The following is a 14,257-nucleotide window of genomic DNA, read 5'->3' on the forward strand; positions in this document are numbered from 1 at the left end:
CCACCTTACTAAAAATCGTTAGCAAGACAAATAAAACGTACTATCAAGCTGTTGTAGAATTAGAATGAGATTATTAGCTCAATGTTAGAATCTACTTCACCTAATTTCTCAGACGAATTATCAAATATTCAGAATATTCAAATTATTACTTACCAGTCTCAGTATCAAGCAGCAATTATCAAGCTCATTTTAAACATTCAACAACAAGAGTTTGGCTTGCCAATTACTCTTAAAGATCAACGCGACTTACTAGACATTCCAAACTTCTACCAACAAGGTAACGGTAACTTTTGGATTGCCTTATACCGAGAAAAAGTTATTGGTACGATCGCAGCTATTGATATGGGCGATCGTCAATTAGCTTTAAGAAAAATGTTTGTCGATCCTAACTATCGCGGCAAGCACATCGGGGTTGGTCAAAATTTATTGCATACGTTGCTAAATTGGGCGCGAAATAAAAATATCTGCGATATTTATTTAGGAACAGTTGATGTTTTTCAAGCTGCTCATCGTTTCTATGAGAAAAATGGTTTTACAGCAATTAGTAGAAAGCAATTACCCGTAACTTTCCCTACAATGGCAGGCGATACAACCTTTTATCAATTGAAGCTAAAGTAATAATTTTTTTTCAGAATCTTCTTTGTGCTTTTCTTCGCGTCTTTGCGCCTCCGCGTAACATTATTTTGCTATAAGTTTATTGAAGCGATCGCGAGTAGAATTAGATGACAAATCTCAGCGTTAATTTGAATAAGGTTGCTTTGTTGAGAAATACTCGAAATCTTGGCATACCAAGTGTTGTAAACGCAGCACAAATTTGCATTGATGCAGGCGCAAGTGGAATTACCGTTCATCCTCGTCCCGACGAACGACATATCAAACCTTCAGATGTTTATGAGTTAGCAGAGATGTTATCAGTTGAGTTCAACATTGAAGGGAATCCTTTTCAACCTCCATTTATGGAGATAGTTCGTCAAGTAAACCCAACTCAATGCACTCTGGTTCCAGATGCACCAAATACATTCACTTCAGATTGCGGTTGGGATTTGGTGCGAGATAGGGAAAAGCTGATACCAATTATCAACGAATTAAAATCTTTAGGAATTCGCGTCAGTTTGTTTATGGATACCGATCCAAATCAAATTCAAATTGCTAAAAAGATTGGTAGCGATCGCATTGAATTATATACAGAACCTTATGCTACAGCTTTTCGTCATGGTAATGTAGAATCAGTTTTTCAACAATATGCTGCTGCCGCTAGACAAGCTCAGGCGATCGGTTTAGGTGTCAATGCCGGACACGATTTGAACCTACAAAACTTGGCAAAATTCTGCTCAATTCCCAATATACTTGAAGTCTCAATCGGTCATGCTCTGATAGCAGATGCATTGGACATGGGACTATCAACAGCAGTAAAAGAATATCTGAAAGTGCTGCCAGAGTCAAAAATTTGAAAAAGTCAGACATCGGTTTTACCGATGTCTGACTTTTTGTCGTTGAACAAATCTATCTTTCGAGCTATTAAACTTGGTCACGCTTTCTGCAAAAATAGCTTGATTTTCCAAAAATCTAGCTCGATTTGCCTCTTTCATAGCTAACAAGTGGCATTTTTCTTCCGCCAGTTCTAATACAGTTATTCTCCTGCTGGGGAAGTTACTAACAGTTTCCTTGGCAAATACTTCTGATTCAATTTCTAATTCACTCAAATCACTATCATTTATTGCCTCAATTCCCAACGCTTGCTGTACGATCGCTAAATTCTTCTGAATGACTTCTCCAATTGCCTTAATTTTTGTTAAGTCTATATCTTCTGGCATAGCGCACCCCATAACTTGACCAGATTTTGTCCGTTCAACTTGTTAATACTCTTTGCTAAAACTACTAAACCATAAACCTAATACTATTGTTTGTTCGCTGACAGACAAGTTAATCTATCTAGCCACAGAGATTTACATACAGCTTTAGAGCGAATTCTAATCGTTACCAAAGCTTTTTTTCACTGTGTTAAATAATACTTCGTTTAAATTCTTACAGGCGCACCAGGAGCGAGGAGCCAGGCTAATCAGATCTAGATTGCGAATAAAATTGACCAACAAATGCTAAGTATGCTGCCAAAGCATAGATTGCCCAGCGTAAGCCCTGGCTCTCGTTCGAGGCAGGTTGGTTGATATTAGTACCAATTACCATCTAATTTTTCACAATTGCGGCACAGAATCAGTCTCTTGCGATACCGCTATTTGTTAAACGCACAAGATATCGTGCTAGTCTATACAGAAGCTCGTTGTGGGTTTTAATGTTACTTCAACTGTAGACAAGTGGCTAAGGATTCAAAGCAGTGGATCACCTTCAAAGTTTCGGAGCTAGAAATGCAAGCGCTCGAAACATATTGTCATCAAACTCAGAGAACAAAAACTGACTTGCTGCGGGCAATGATCCGCAAGCTACCTACATATTCTGAGGACAGTCAAACCGAGTGATTTACGGCGACGCGCCTATTTCACTCCCTAAGCGGCGTGCCAATGAGTTTTGGCTAGCCTGTCATACTTCACCATTAATTCCGCTAGCTGAGTAATTTCCGCACAATCAGCATCCTCGGTGACATCGTTATACAAACAGTAGTAACATTCATCGCCATAGGCTATTTGCATCGTCCAGTCACCCCTGCTGACACTATAGATAACCGCACCAGTTTCTTCATCGTAATCGTCATATAGAAAACCATTGTTAGCCAAAAACTGCTCTAACGCGGCTATTTGAATTGGTGTCATGTTGCTGCTGCGCTCCAATTCCGAGTTTATACTCAAGAACTTATAACTATTAACCTACAGGCGAATTCCAAAGACGGCAATTCTCGATCTAGTTAGAGACACACACCCCATCATCAGTCCCTCACATCACTAGCCATGTTCAGAAGAATTATTCTGCTAGCTGTCTAGCGACATAGTTTTATTCTTTTAGATAAATTTGAACTATAGGTTAAACCACTACTAAGAACAAGATACATTAAGATACGCTATAAGTGTTCCCGATTTCGAGCAGTAACGAACATTGTTTACAAGTTCTTTAAATAACAGCGATTAATTGACCATGTTTATGAATTTTAGATTAAATCTTGCGCTCGGTTGTTCGTTTTTGCTAAGAGGCGAGAGGCAAGGGACAGTAGAAAAATAGCCAGTCTTAGGGGCGATCGCTAGCAACTTGCAAATCACAGCCCACCCTCTAGCGATCGCGATCGAGATTGCTATCAATAGTTAATAAAATATCGTACGGAGTTAATAAAATATCGTACGGGTTCGGTGGCGCGGACGTGATTTGTATTCAGGTTGCTGTCCGCGATTCCAAAGGAAATAGTCTAATTTCAAGGCAGAAACTTTATGCTCTAAGCGGCGCAACTGTGCGACTATCAACTCCGCAGCGTGAATAGTACAGGCACGGATCTCAATTTCTTCCTCAGTTCCCGCACCAATTAATTCTTCGGCATCGATTTTTGCAGCCAAACTTTGCTCGTATTGTAAAACATTATCGACACGCAAAACATGAGGAATGAGATTGTCAGCAAAAATTGTCAATCGTGGTAAGTCGTTGAAAAAACCAAAACTTTGATTTCCTAGTGCAATTGATAAATCGGCAGCAGTTAGTTGAGCGCGTTTGTAAAATGGAACTTCTACATTGTTATATGTTTGTATATCTTGAAAATGAGGCATTTTTGCCAACAATTCTACTAAACGCTCGGCTGATGAGTCAGCCGCATTGACTAATCCGACAAAATCTCCTTCATAGCGATCGAGTAGATGTCGTCCTAATTCATTCCAGGCTGAGGCAAATAACCCCATCAACTCTCGAATTGGTGGTTTAGTGAGATTTTGCTCGAAAATATTCGCACAATCTTCCGGCGTTAGGCGACAAAGTTCTCGCGCTCTAAAAGCTCCACGAGTTTCAAACCGCTCTTTCAAACAGGTGGCAATGGTAAAGTATCCCGAAAGACGAGGACGTTTTTGTAGGTGGGGAAAGTAGCCAGAACCAAAGTTGATCGCATTGAGCGTGAGAATATAAGCGACTATTTCTCGCGGATCGCCAAGATAATGATAGCGGGGATCGAGTTTGGGCGAACTAGCCTGTTCTATGGGCAAAGAAGCAACATAGGCTGGAATACTTGACTCGTCAATGCGGACGTAATTTGCCCTAACAGCAACTTCTTGCGCGGCTGCACGGACTCGATCTAGTATACCTAAACTCATCTCCACTCCCCTAACTTCATAGCATCGGCATCTTACACCAATTAATTACAAGATGCACGGACGGCATTCCTCAAGTAAATCCCACAAGTTGTGGCGGAAATTCAAATTTGCCATTTGCGCCTCGTGCAAACTCGATTACCTTAATTACAGCATCTATGTTGAGCGAACCGTAAATATGAGGATATTGCTCCTCGGGTTCCGATTCTTCATATTTAATCTCAACTAGCACGCGCCGAGAATCGATCCAAAGCACGATTAATTCTTGATGCTGAAAGAAAAACTTATTGGCTACTTTCACAATTTGTGCTGGCGTAGAGCAGTGAATAAACCCTTCAGTATCGAGCGTGTCACCTCGATAGATTCCTTCTCTACGTGCTTGTTCCCATTGCGATCGCTGCGTGATGTGCAAGATAAGTTGTGGAGCAGTCGTATCTGCCTGAACTGACATGAACCTGAGCTGACTTTAAATTTACTATCGGCAATATTAATCCCTACTATTTATGATAGTGTTACGTTGAGTCATATTTGGCATTTTTTTATTTTTTAGTAATGTTTTATGGCGATTTTTAATAGAAGATGAGATTTGTTTAAACTGAGCGGGGCGCGGTGTGTGAAAAGAAGTCACTGATTATTGATAAACTGATAACTGATAACTAATTTTTAGTACAAAACAAGAGTTAGTTGCTTGCGATAGCTCTTAGTTAAGGGATGGTCGTCTCCTAGTAAGCCAAAAATCGTTATCATCGCTTTGCGAGCGGCATCATTTTGATACTTGCGATCGCGCTCTACCATTGCTAATAAAATAGATAGTGCTGATTCGTAATCCCCCTTAAGAGTCAATTGAGCTGCTTGCAAATATTGTTGGTCTAAATCTGTTTCTGGTCCCAACTGTGCTGCTTGATGCTGCCATTGCATCAACTCTCGCAGCGTTCGTACTTTAGCATCGTATTCTCGACTACCAGAAGGGACTGCTGCCAGCAATTTTTCTGCCGATTCCAAACTACCAATTCCAATTAAAAACTCTGCGGCAGCGATCGCTAATTTGGGATTTTGAGGATAGAGTTCGATCAGTTCGCGGAAGCGTTGCTTAGCTGTTTCAATATTACCAGCAGCGCGATCGAGTTGGATTGCTTCTATTTCGGTATCTAAAGTAGATTTTAAGCCGTATTGAGCTAGTAATTCCCGAATTTGTGCCTCTGGTAGCACGCCGACAAATCCTGGCTGCATTTGTCCTTGGCTAAAAATTTTGACATCGGGAACCCCTTCCACGCGATACGCCTGCGCTAGTTCCGGGTTTTTGTCGATATCGACTTTAGCCAGGGTAAAGTTATATTCTTCTACAAGTTTTTCGAGAATTGGTTTGAGAACCTGACAAGGACCGCACCATTGAGCAAAAAAATCGACTAAAACGAGTTGTTGTTGCGATCGCTCGATAACCTCAGTGGCAAAATTATTTTGATTTGCTTCAATCGATCGTCCCATACGGTTGTCAGTTATCAGTTATCAGTTATCAGTGTACAGACGTTATATGTAACGTCTGTACAAAGTTGTCAGAGAGTAGTTAACTGTCAACCGTTAACCGTTAACCAACAACTATCCATTACCAATTTAATCGCGACTAACTAACTTTTCTGTACCAGAGACAAAACTTTTCGCCCCTGGTTGCGCTTCTGGTTTACGAGTATACCACCATGCCCAAGCAATTAAAACTGCTTGTAACGGCAGCCTCACCCAATACATAATCGGGCTATGTGGAATGCCTTCAATGACAATATCGCTGTGAGTTGCTAAATAAATGTTGGCGGGAAAGACAGCAATAAATAAAATAATCAGCCCCCAAGCCGCAGCAACGCTAATAAAGGGAATTAACAAACCAATGCCACCCAAAATTTCAAAAAAACCGCTGATATAAACTAGTTCGACGGGATTGGGCAGTTGAGGCGGAACAATCTTAGCGTATTCTAATGGTTTGAGAAAATGAGTCATTCCTACAATAATAATTGCTACAGCCAGAATGCCTCGAAAAATTTCTTTGCGTCGATTGGGCTGACTGGTACTTGAGTTCATAGAAAAGTCAAAAGTCAAAATTGTGACGAGCGGTTCTCTTCTGCCAGTTCTAATGATGATATGAGTGGAAACGCTTCTATCTAAAGACGTAATTTCTAAGTCTTCCTACACCTTACACCCCACACCTCACACCCTTATTGCCAATAGGAAGTAACACGCTGTTGCCATTGTTGCCAATAAGATGCGATTGCTTCTGGTTCAAACCAAAAGATTTCTGCTGGCGCTTGAGGAATTGCGATCGCAATTAAGGCGCGATTCAACTGAATTCCATAGTCGCGATAATAGTGATTGACTGCACCTAAATAAGCTACTAATTGCAAAGGATAATCAAATAGCCGTTCGAGGGTTCTTTTTGGTCGATCTGCTGTTTTCCATTCACAGACACAAGGTACACCTCGATAACTGGCAACGCAGTCTACAATTCCAGCATATTTCAAATCTGAGTGAAAAACTGCCCCTTCAATTAATCTGACGACATCAATTTCTTCCAAGACTGGTGCGATACTCTCCCAGTAAGGACGGCTGGCTTCAGAACAAGATATATCTTCACCCTGCAAGTAACGCTGAATGTATTTGTGCGTTTGCGTACCGCGACGGCTGGCGGTGGAGGAGATTTGATTTGCAGTTTCTACACCAACACGCTGTTTCCAGTTGAATAGTCTATCTCGATCTGCTTGAGGTTTTGTAGCGTTGAGGATGGTAGAGACGCTAGGAAGGCGATCGCCATTTGTACTTAAGTAATATTGCTTGCCATTCTCGCGCACGGATTTGGCATGAATGCTAGGTAACAGCTGAATCTCAGATGGCATGAGTTAGATTATTTGCAGATCGATGCTGTTTCATTTTAATCGCCTTAATCGCTTTTCAATTATCTCTGTGCTTGCTTTGCACCTGTAGGCAGAAATACGGCTGAATCGTAGTAGGTGCGGAAGGCTTGTACTAATCCATTGTCAATTTCAATAATGCTGACACCTCGATAATGTACGTCTTCACCATTGGATAAAGTCCCTTGCGATCGCCACTCCATAACCGCAGTGTTGCTATCTGCGGTGACATGGGTGAAATCAGAGTGGATGCGATCGAACACTGAGAGATACTTTTGCCAAAATCGCCGCACGCCATCCTTTCCCTTGAGTGGTTCTACCATTGCTATGTTAGTCGCTTCTGCATCCTCGGCAAACATTTCAACTAATGGTTCTACATCGCCACTAGCTTCGATTTGCTGTAGCGTCTGCATAAAGCGATCGGCAATTTCACTCGTCATTTCGCTGAACTCCTATAACTTCCGTTCTAAAATTATTAATTTTTGTCAAGGTAGCTACCTCTATCTGTAGAGACATCAGGAAGTCAAAAGTCAAAAGTCAAAAGTCAAAAGTCAAAACGACAAATTCTTCCCTTTTTGGGGATGATTAGGGGGAATCGAGATCTCGATGCTTCAATTGCGTAACTCTCGAGCGCAAAAAAACCTAGCTACTGCGTGAAGCTAGGCAAGTTAATTCTGTGATTTTATAGACAGAAAAAAGTACAATAAGGGAGTAAGAAGAAATTTTCTTACTCCCTTATTGCTTATCCCTCTAAATTAACTTTGACCACTTTATTTTTTTCTGCCGTAGTCTTAGGGAGAGTCAGATTCAAAATTCCATCTTTATATTCTGCGGTAACGTTGGTGTTTTGAATCCGTGCTGGCAAAGGAAGGACACGCTGAAACTTACCGTAGTAAAATTCGCTGCGAGTCTTGCCGTTTTCTTCCTGCTTAGTTTCAGACTTGCGATCGCCACTAACGTAAACAGCAGCTTCTGTAACTTGCACGTCTAAGTCTTTAGCTTCCATCCCAGGTACTTCCAGTTTGAGGTAGACGGCATCTTCAGTTTCAGAAATTTCTGCGGCTGGCATTTTAGCAATGTTACCATTCACGACAGAATTAGATGCAAATGAATCTTCAAATAAGCGATCGATATGACGTTGCAGAGTATTCATTTCTTGCCAAGGATTCCAGCGAACAAATACCATAACTACACCTTAATTGATTGCTTTAAGTTTGTTTTCCGTGTTCTTGCTTCTTATCTTACTGGTGTAGAAAGTTCGAGGAAATTCGGTTTTTATGAATGCTGAAATGATGATTACCGAACTGAAAATATCAGTTGAAAGTTAGGTAAAAGTTTGTACGGATATCTGCAATATTAGGAGTGCGGGAAACCTAACCTAGTTCGACGCTTCGACTATCCCAGTTTCTGTTTTTCAATTATTTTTGGATTTCAAAACAACAACACCCAAGCATCTACTTGCTTAGCGATTTCCTCATGTTTGTAATCCTATCTGGGGTTGCACCGATCGCAATTCCTGTTCCGAGAAAGGTTAGATTGTCGGTTACATTGCCCTCTGTTTTCAACTAGGAGGAAATATCAGCGTTCGAGTTGGGTGTTGCTGTCGGTCGGTCGGACAGATAGTAAAACAGCTTCTTTTACCTCTTAACTCAGTTGATCTATCGGACTTTTGGCTGTTTATCTGCCACAGAAGCTATGGAAAGCTTCTATTTGTAAGATACTACTAACAACTGGAAAAACACATTTCCTGCAACTAATCTTTACTAATTTCAGTTATCAGTTATCATTTATCATTTATCAGCAAGTGAGGGTGAAACGATGCTCGCCAACTTTCATCTCAGTTCCCAGTACGGGTAGGACGAGATAAAAACCGCAACCATGCGCTCGGTACAATACGGCGCGATCGAGATCGATTCTACTCGCGTTTGTGCGTGCAGCGTGGCTCCACGGCTCATGCAATAATAACCAACTACCACACACTAGGCTGTTCAAACTGTTATTTCTGAGATTGTGGCAAAACGCAAACTCTTTTAAACTGCACTCTTATCGAGTATTTATTTGCGTTCTGGAAGCAATTCATGAGCAACGAGAGCGAGTACATTAGAGAACCTGAAGCCACGCGGGTAAGAATTCTCAGCGAAGCACTACCCTACATCCAAAAATTTGCCGGACGAATCGTCGTCGTCAAGTATGGCGGCGCAGCGATGAAAGAAAGCTCCCTGAAAGATAAAGTGATTCGCGATATCGTGTTTTTAACTTCTGTGGGAGTGCGCCTTGTCGTAGTTCACGGCGGGGGTCCAGAAATTAATAGTTGGTTAGATAAACTCGGCATTGAACCGCAATTCAAGCACGGACTGCGGGTAACGGATGCGCCGACAATGGACGTGGTAGAAATGGTGTTAGTTGGCAGGGTGAACAAGGAATTAGTTTCTCTGATCAACCGTGCTGGTGGTTCTGCAATTGGGCTATGCGGTAAAGATGCTAATTTAATCAAAGCCCGTCCTGAAGGTCGCGAGGGGATTGGCTTTGTCGGAGAAGTAACGAGTATGGACGTGCGGCTGTTGAATTCCCTACTCAAAGAAGGTTATATCCCGGTCGTATCCAGCGTAGCAGCAGACGAAAACGGACAGGCATACAACATTAATGCCGATACTGTAGCAGGAGAACTCGCCGCAGCCCTGGGAGCAGAAAAATTGATTTTACTGACAGATACAGCCGGAATTCTCAAGGACTACAAAGATCCTTCAACACTACTACCTAGATTGGATATTCAAGAGGCGCGAGATTTAATCGCTGCTGGTGTTGTCGGCGGCGGGATGATTCCCAAAGTTAAATGCTGCGTGCGATCGCTCGCCCAAGGAGTGCGTGCTGCTCACATTATCGACGGTCGCATTCCTCACGCCCTTTTACTAGAAGTCTTCACCGACGTAGGGATCGGTTCGATGATCGTTGCTTCTGAGTATACTTACTAGCCCCACATGTAACTTTCTCTTCTTCCCCCCTTATGCAAGGGGGGTGAGGGGAGATCTTTAAGTTTTCACACAGCGAGATCGCCAATAGCCTATCTGTAAGGATCGAGTCCATTTGGGATTGGGGGAGCAGGTATAACTTCTATAGTACGTATTCTTGGATACCCCACTTCATTTGGATAGCGATCGTGCGGATATCGGTCATACGAGCGATCGACATTGATAATCGTGATATTTTGGTCTCTGCTAGGAGCGGAATCGGGGTAGCGATCGAAGTAGCGATCGGCGGGTTTAGGAGTCATCCCCGTTGCTGGATTAACTGGAATAGGTGAGGGAATAGGACTACCGTAGATGTAGGGGGCAGACTGTGGCTGGTTCCTGCGATAATAGTTGCCATCAGGATAGTTCCCACCACCATTGATAATAATTGTAGATTGTGCAGATGCGGGTGTTGCATTGACTAATAGTATTCCCAATGGTAAGAGCGCAGCAGTTAAGCAAGCCACTCTACCCCATCTAACCCAGCTTGTATATATATGTAAAATCTGTTTGCGTGGTATGTGTGGAACCTCGGTGATCTTTCTCATATCCAGAACCTAAAATTTTGAGTAACGCTTAATACCCAAGCGCGATCGGCAGTCTAAACACTCTGATGCTGCGTTGTTGTCTCTATGTTCCCGATATTTCAGCCCACTATCTAAAATTTTAGATAATTATGGCGGTTGATGTTGCGTAAAATTGTTACTTAAGTCAGATGTCGTTAAGCTGCCCATGAGTGACACAATCGAGAAAGAGAGATTCATGCAATCAAACGTGAGTTCCCAATCCCAAGAAATTGTCAAGACTGAGTACAAAGCAGGGTTAGCAACTTTTGAGCGAGGACAATACCGCCAAGCCGTACAACACTTAGAAAAGGCTAGCGCCTTAGCTAACCGTAACAGTCGCCAGGGTGGTGAAGTGCAGCTATGGCTAGTCAACGCTTACGAAGCTGCTGGACAAAGACAAGAAGCGATCGCGCTATGCGAACAGCTCAAACGTCATCCTCACTATGAAATTAACAAGCAAGGACGGCGGTTGCTGTATATTCTGCAAGCACCGCAATTGCAACGCCCCGCCGAATGGATGACTCAAATCCCCGATCTGGGGGCAATATCAGATAATGAGTCGCAAATAAAACTGAGCATCAAGAGCGATAATCGCAAGCGATCGCCACAGTCAGAACCACCCCGCGAAATCGAAGACCTGAGCAAAATCAACACGAAAGACAATCGCTTTATCGTCGTTGCTCTATTCGCGATCGCTCTAACCCTTGGTGCATTGATTTGGTGGGGACTATAGAATGCTGGGTTAAAATGCTAATTATTTGGGGTAGGAAAGCTCTTTTTCGGAATGTCTTGAAGTTCTTCGTCTGCCAAGCCCGAAAAAGCCCATTCAATATTGGCGCACAGTCCATCAAGATCGGGAAATAGCGTTGCTGAATTAACCTCCAAACGATCCAATTGAAAGCGAATGTGGGCAAACGCATTAGAGGGAATGATTATTTTTACTAGACGAGACGCATAGGATGAATCATTTTCTAAAGCAACAAACTTCTCTTGTTCTAAATTGAAATAATGAACGGTAAACCAACCAAACTGTGCCTGAATGCGAGACGCAACCAATTTGCCTCTTAACAAATAAACTCTACTGATGCTGGTTGGATCTGCTTGCTTTGAGGGTACAGCATAATCATTAGCATCAGGATAAAATAGCCACACTACGCCGGACTCGTTCTCAGCAGGTGGTTTACAGACGCAAAACCAAAGAGCCGCTAGGGGGTTAAGACTCCAATCTAGCAATCTCGTTGCTAGCCCGTGGTGCTGCATGATTGTCAGCCAGTCCCAATCATTATCGGGGTGCTGCTCAAGCAGAGGAAGACTTCTGAGCTTAAAAACTTCGAGCATTTCCCGTTCTGCTTGAAGAATAGGTAAGTAAGTTGTGAGGCGAGCAATTTTAGGTAATAGGCTCCGATCGCGTCGCTGACCACGGTAAACAGCGCGTCTTCCACGGTTAATATCCGAAAGACGCTCTACATATTCGGAGACAGTATGGATGGTGATTTCTTGCATAGATCCTTCCCTACGACTTCTAACTTCTGATGAGTGTCTTATGGATCGAGTAAAAATACTATGTCATCACGCGACAAGCAATGATGATATCAATAGTAAATAAGAGCGATAACTTTATTAAGTTGCGCCCTTCACGCCAGAGTATTCAGAGGGGGATCTGTGAAACTATCTATCTTGATGGCATCAGCTAGGAAAATTATCGGACAGCTGCGCTTATTAGGAATTGTGTTGTTGTCTTCCTTGATTCTTTCCGGCTGCGTCCAGTATCAAGTCGGGGTAAATTTTGACAGTCCCAACTATGGCGAAATCGTGCAGCACATCCAGCTAGACGAACGGCTGATGAGTTTGAGTGGTGATTCGGTAAAGACTTGGCTAGACAGCATCGAACGTCGCGTCAAGCAACTGCACGGAAAAGCCAAGCGGCGATCGGATCGAGAAGTCACGGTCACAATTCCGTTTAAAAATGGGGCGGACTTAGCAGAAAAATTTAATGCATTTTTCCACTACATTGACAAGGAAAATCCAAATAATTTAACAGAAACGGACTTGCCACCAATAGACTCTCAATTGAGTTTGAAGCAAAATAATTTTTTATTGTTAGTGAGAAATCGGTTGAGTTTCGACTTAGACTTGCGATCGCTCTCCCTAATTTCTACAAACACAAATCTCGCCATTAACCCCAGTTCGATCTTAGATTTTGAATTCAGCCTCAACGCCCCTTGGGGAGGACGCAGCATCGAGAAGGCAGAAAACGCCATTCCCGCTAACAAACAGGGTAATCGGTTGATATGGCGGCTGCAACCAGGACAGATTAATCATATAGAAACTATTTTCTGGCTCCCCAGTCCCCTGGGAATTGGCACAATTTTCATTATTTTATTCATTGCGTTAGGGGTTTATTTACGCGATCGCACTGTGCCAACTTCAGGAGGGAGTAGGGAGCAGGGAGCAGTATAGAGACGTTACGTTTAACGTCTCTATACCCTAAGGAGACAACCGCTCGATTGTCCAACTACCGTTTTCTAATAAACGATAGCGGAGGCGATCGTGCAATCTACTCGGTCTACCTTGCCAAAACTCAATTGCGTTAGGAATGACGCGAAAACCTCCCCAGTACGGCGGACGGGGAATGTCTCGATTTTCATACTTGGTTTGCAATTCTTGCAAGCGCTGTTCTAAAGCTGCGCGACTTTCCACCACTTGACTTTGCTCGGAAGCCCAAGCTCCCAAGCGGCTATTTAACGGACGGCTGCGATAATATTCATCTGACTCTTGGGCTGAAACTTGTTCTACCCGCCCTTCAATCCGCACTTGGCGTTCGAGTTCCGCCCACCAAAAAACTAGCGCTGCATGGGGATTGGTTGTTAGTTCTTGCCCTTTATGACTTTGATAATTGGTATAAAAAACGAAACCGCGTTCGTCAAAACCCTTGAGCAAGACAATTCGAGCCGAAGGTATAGCATCAGTCGTAGCAGTGGCTAAGGTCATAGCATTTGGTTCGGGAATTTGAGCTGATAGAGCGCGATCGAACCAAATTTGAAATTGACGCAAAGGATTCGGATCGACATCAGTTTCCTGCAAACCTTCAAGTTGATAATCTATGCGAAGATCGGCAACATTAGGATTCATAGTTTTAGCGACTGTAATGGGTAATGGGTAATGGGTAGATCGCAAATGACCAATGACTAATGACTAATCCTGCCATACCTTAGTTTTAATAGGGGGTAGCTTACAAATAACCAATGACCGATCTGCCTTCTCAAGCGTGTAACGACAAATTACAATTAGAGTTGAAGTACTAGACCATTGTGGTTAAAAATCTATGACACCTTCTTTAATGAACTTCTTTTTCAGTTTGCTGGCAGGTTTGGCAATTGTGGTGATCCCAGTCACAGTTGGTTTGATTTTTATTAGCCAACAAGATAAGATTCAACGTTCGTAAGAGGGAACAGGGAGCAGGGAGTAGGGAAAATTCGGAATTCAGAATTCGGAATTCGGAATTAATGGAGAATTCCCTTACCCCTCACTCCTAACTCCCAATCCCTCATCTACCC

At 42.7% G+C, this 14,257-nt stretch carries 20 protein-coding genes; 7 read left to right on the forward strand and 13 right to left on the reverse strand.

The window, feature by feature from the left end:
• Window positions 1-81: 81 nt before the first annotated feature.
• A complete protein-coding gene (locus tag CHRO_RS24260) occupies window positions 82-618 on the forward strand; it encodes a GNAT family N-acetyltransferase (RefSeq protein ID WP_015156869.1) in 537 nt (178 codons plus the stop codon).
• A gap of 104 nt (window positions 619-722) precedes the next feature.
• Window positions 723-1,451 (forward strand): pyridoxine 5'-phosphate synthase, encoded by a 729-nt coding sequence (locus CHRO_RS24265; protein ID WP_015156870.1) that lies wholly within the window; start codon window positions 723-725, stop codon window positions 1,449-1,451.
• An 18-nt stretch (window positions 1,452-1,469) separates the two neighbouring features.
• Here CHRO_RS24265 and CHRO_RS24270 read toward each other — a convergent pair whose 3' ends face one another.
• Window positions 1,470-1,814 carry a hypothetical protein gene (locus CHRO_RS24270; RefSeq protein WP_015156871.1) on the reverse strand — a complete coding sequence of 115 codons (345 nt, stop codon included), beginning with the start codon at window positions 1,812-1,814 and terminating at the stop codon, window positions 1,470-1,472.
• Window positions 1,815-2,312: 498 nt separating this feature from the next.
• Here CHRO_RS24270 and CHRO_RS30885 point away from each other — a divergent pair, with 498 nt between their 5' ends.
• Window positions 2,313-2,474 (forward strand): molybdenum-pterin-binding domain-containing protein, encoded by a 162-nt coding sequence (locus tag CHRO_RS30885; protein WP_071925454.1) that lies wholly within the window; start codon window positions 2,313-2,315, stop codon window positions 2,472-2,474.
• A 27-nt stretch (window positions 2,475-2,501) separates the two neighbouring features.
• Here the strand turns inward: CHRO_RS30885 and CHRO_RS24275 are convergent, their stop codons facing one another.
• The 9 genes from CHRO_RS24275 to CHRO_RS32855 form a co-directional block, all read right to left on the reverse strand.
• On the reverse strand, window positions 2,502-2,765 hold the full coding sequence (locus tag CHRO_RS24275) for a hypothetical protein (protein ID WP_015156872.1): 264 nt from the start codon (window positions 2,763-2,765) through the stop codon (window positions 2,502-2,504).
• Between the two features lie 504 nt (window positions 2,766-3,269).
• Window positions 3,270-4,235: a queuosine 5'-phosphate N-glycosylase/hydrolase gene (locus CHRO_RS24280; protein WP_015156873.1), complete on the reverse strand. Its 966-nt coding sequence runs from the start codon at window positions 4,233-4,235 to the stop codon at window positions 3,270-3,272.
• A 70-nt stretch (window positions 4,236-4,305) separates the two neighbouring features.
• Window positions 4,306-4,683 (reverse strand): DUF952 domain-containing protein, encoded by a 378-nt coding sequence (locus CHRO_RS24285; RefSeq protein ID WP_015156874.1) that lies wholly within the window; start codon window positions 4,681-4,683, stop codon window positions 4,306-4,308.
• A 212-nt stretch (window positions 4,684-4,895) separates the two neighbouring features.
• Window positions 4,896-5,717 (reverse strand): tetratricopeptide repeat protein, encoded by an 822-nt coding sequence (locus CHRO_RS24290; protein ID WP_015156875.1) that lies wholly within the window; start codon window positions 5,715-5,717, stop codon window positions 4,896-4,898.
• Window positions 5,718-5,843: 126 nt separating this feature from the next.
• Complete coding sequence (locus tag CHRO_RS24295; protein ID WP_015156876.1) at window positions 5,844-6,302, reverse strand: DoxX family protein; 459 nt, start codon at window positions 6,300-6,302, stop codon at window positions 5,844-5,846.
• A 134-nt stretch (window positions 6,303-6,436) separates the two neighbouring features.
• Window positions 6,437-7,111: a hypothetical protein gene (locus CHRO_RS24300; protein WP_015156877.1), complete on the reverse strand. Its 675-nt coding sequence runs from the start codon at window positions 7,109-7,111 to the stop codon at window positions 6,437-6,439.
• A gap of 59 nt (window positions 7,112-7,170) precedes the next feature.
• Entirely contained in the window at window positions 7,171-7,566 is a 396-nt protein-coding gene (locus tag CHRO_RS24305; RefSeq protein ID WP_015156878.1) for a nuclear transport factor 2 family protein, read from the reverse strand.
• 302 nt (window positions 7,567-7,868) lie between these two features.
• Window positions 7,869-8,312 carry an Hsp20/alpha crystallin family protein gene (locus tag CHRO_RS24310; RefSeq protein ID WP_015156879.1) on the reverse strand — a complete coding sequence of 148 codons (444 nt, stop codon included), beginning with the start codon at window positions 8,310-8,312 and terminating at the stop codon, window positions 7,869-7,871.
• A gap of 611 nt (window positions 8,313-8,923) precedes the next feature.
• A complete protein-coding gene (locus tag CHRO_RS32855; protein ID WP_127023651.1) occupies window positions 8,924-9,118 on the reverse strand; it encodes a hypothetical protein in 195 nt (64 codons plus the stop codon).
• Between the two features lie 86 nt (window positions 9,119-9,204).
• Between CHRO_RS32855 and argB the strand changes: the two genes are divergently transcribed.
• Complete coding sequence (gene argB / locus CHRO_RS24315) at window positions 9,205-10,098, forward strand: acetylglutamate kinase (protein ID WP_015156880.1); 894 nt, start codon at window positions 9,205-9,207, stop codon at window positions 10,096-10,098.
• Window positions 10,099-10,187: 89 nt separating this feature from the next.
• Here the strand turns inward: argB and CHRO_RS30035 are convergent, their stop codons facing one another.
• Complete coding sequence (locus CHRO_RS30035; protein WP_015156881.1) at window positions 10,188-10,682, reverse strand: hypothetical protein; 495 nt, start codon at window positions 10,680-10,682, stop codon at window positions 10,188-10,190.
• A gap of 214 nt (window positions 10,683-10,896) precedes the next feature.
• Here CHRO_RS30035 and CHRO_RS24325 point away from each other — a divergent pair, with 214 nt between their 5' ends.
• On the forward strand, window positions 10,897-11,433 hold the full coding sequence (locus CHRO_RS24325; RefSeq protein ID WP_199197376.1) for a tetratricopeptide repeat protein: 537 nt from the start codon (window positions 10,897-10,899) through the stop codon (window positions 11,431-11,433).
• 17 nt (window positions 11,434-11,450) lie between these two features.
• On the opposite strand, the gene CHRO_RS24330 is transcribed toward CHRO_RS24325, so the two are convergent.
• Window positions 11,451-12,203 (reverse strand): FRG domain-containing protein, encoded by a 753-nt coding sequence (locus CHRO_RS24330; RefSeq protein ID WP_015156883.1) that lies wholly within the window; start codon window positions 12,201-12,203, stop codon window positions 11,451-11,453.
• Between the two features lie 159 nt (window positions 12,204-12,362).
• Between CHRO_RS24330 and CHRO_RS24335 the strand changes: the two genes are divergently transcribed.
• Window positions 12,363-13,160: a DUF3153 domain-containing protein gene (locus tag CHRO_RS24335; protein WP_015156884.1), complete on the forward strand. Its 798-nt coding sequence runs from the start codon at window positions 12,363-12,365 to the stop codon at window positions 13,158-13,160.
• A 27-nt stretch (window positions 13,161-13,187) separates the two neighbouring features.
• On the opposite strand, the gene pdxH is transcribed toward CHRO_RS24335, so the two are convergent.
• The gene (pdxH, locus tag CHRO_RS24340; protein ID WP_015156885.1) at window positions 13,188-13,832 is read right to left on the reverse strand and encodes a pyridoxamine 5'-phosphate oxidase; all 645 of its coding nucleotides are present in this window, start codon (window positions 13,830-13,832) and stop codon (window positions 13,188-13,190) included.
• A 193-nt stretch (window positions 13,833-14,025) separates the two neighbouring features.
• On the opposite strand from pdxH, the gene psbX reads away from it, so the two are divergent.
• On the forward strand, window positions 14,026-14,145 hold the full coding sequence (psbX, locus tag CHRO_RS24345; RefSeq protein ID WP_015156886.1) for a photosystem II reaction center X protein: 120 nt from the start codon (window positions 14,026-14,028) through the stop codon (window positions 14,143-14,145).
• Window positions 14,146-14,257: the final 112 nt, after the last annotated feature.

Origin of the sequence: Chroococcidiopsis thermalis PCC 7203, from assembly GCF_000317125.1 — a bacterium.
GTDB lineage: Bacteria > Cyanobacteriota > Cyanobacteriia > Cyanobacteriales > Chroococcidiopsidaceae > Chroococcidiopsis > Chroococcidiopsis thermalis.

Bases quoted from the DNA above. Each gene is read 5' to 3' on its own strand.
- argB (WP_015156880.1), top strand. From the start codon at position 9,205: ATGAGCAACGAGAGCGAGTACATTAGAGAACCTGAAGCCACGCGGGTA.
- CHRO_RS24280 (WP_015156873.1), bottom strand. From the start codon at position 4,235: ATGAGTTTAGGTATACTAGATCGAGTCCGTGCAGCCGCGCAAGAAGTT.
- CHRO_RS24325 (WP_199197376.1), top strand. From the start codon at position 10,897: ATGCAATCAAACGTGAGTTCCCAATCCCAAGAAATTGTCAAGACTGAG.
- psbX (WP_015156886.1), top strand. From the start codon at position 14,026: ATGACACCTTCTTTAATGAACTTCTTTTTCAGTTTGCTGGCAGGTTTG.
- CHRO_RS24260 (WP_015156869.1), top strand. From the start codon at position 82: ATGTTAGAATCTACTTCACCTAATTTCTCAGACGAATTATCAAATATT.
- CHRO_RS24290 (WP_015156875.1), bottom strand. From the start codon at position 5,717: ATGGGACGATCGATTGAAGCAAATCAAAATAATTTTGCCACTGAGGTT.
- CHRO_RS24270 (WP_015156871.1), bottom strand. From the start codon at position 1,814: ATGCCAGAAGATATAGACTTAACAAAAATTAAGGCAATTGGAGAAGTC.
- CHRO_RS24310 (WP_015156879.1), bottom strand. From the start codon at position 8,312: ATGGTATTTGTTCGCTGGAATCCTTGGCAAGAAATGAATACTCTGCAA.
- CHRO_RS24295 (WP_015156876.1), bottom strand. From the start codon at position 6,302: ATGAACTCAAGTACCAGTCAGCCCAATCGACGCAAAGAAATTTTTCGA.
- CHRO_RS24305 (WP_015156878.1), bottom strand. From the start codon at position 7,566: ATGACGAGTGAAATTGCCGATCGCTTTATGCAGACGCTACAGCAAATC.
- CHRO_RS24330 (WP_015156883.1), bottom strand. From the start codon at position 12,203: ATGCAAGAAATCACCATCCATACTGTCTCCGAATATGTAGAGCGTCTT.
- CHRO_RS24300 (WP_015156877.1), bottom strand. From the start codon at position 7,111: ATGCCATCTGAGATTCAGCTGTTACCTAGCATTCATGCCAAATCCGTG.
- CHRO_RS24275 (WP_015156872.1), bottom strand. From the start codon at position 2,765: ATGACACCAATTCAAATAGCCGCGTTAGAGCAGTTTTTGGCTAACAAT.
- CHRO_RS24285 (WP_015156874.1), bottom strand. From the start codon at position 4,683: ATGTCAGTTCAGGCAGATACGACTGCTCCACAACTTATCTTGCACATC.
- pdxH (WP_015156885.1), bottom strand. From the start codon at position 13,832: ATGAATCCTAATGTTGCCGATCTTCGCATAGATTATCAACTTGAAGGT.
- CHRO_RS24265 (WP_015156870.1), top strand. From the start codon at position 723: ATGACAAATCTCAGCGTTAATTTGAATAAGGTTGCTTTGTTGAGAAAT.
- CHRO_RS30035 (WP_015156881.1), bottom strand. From the start codon at position 10,682: ATGAGAAAGATCACCGAGGTTCCACACATACCACGCAAACAGATTTTA.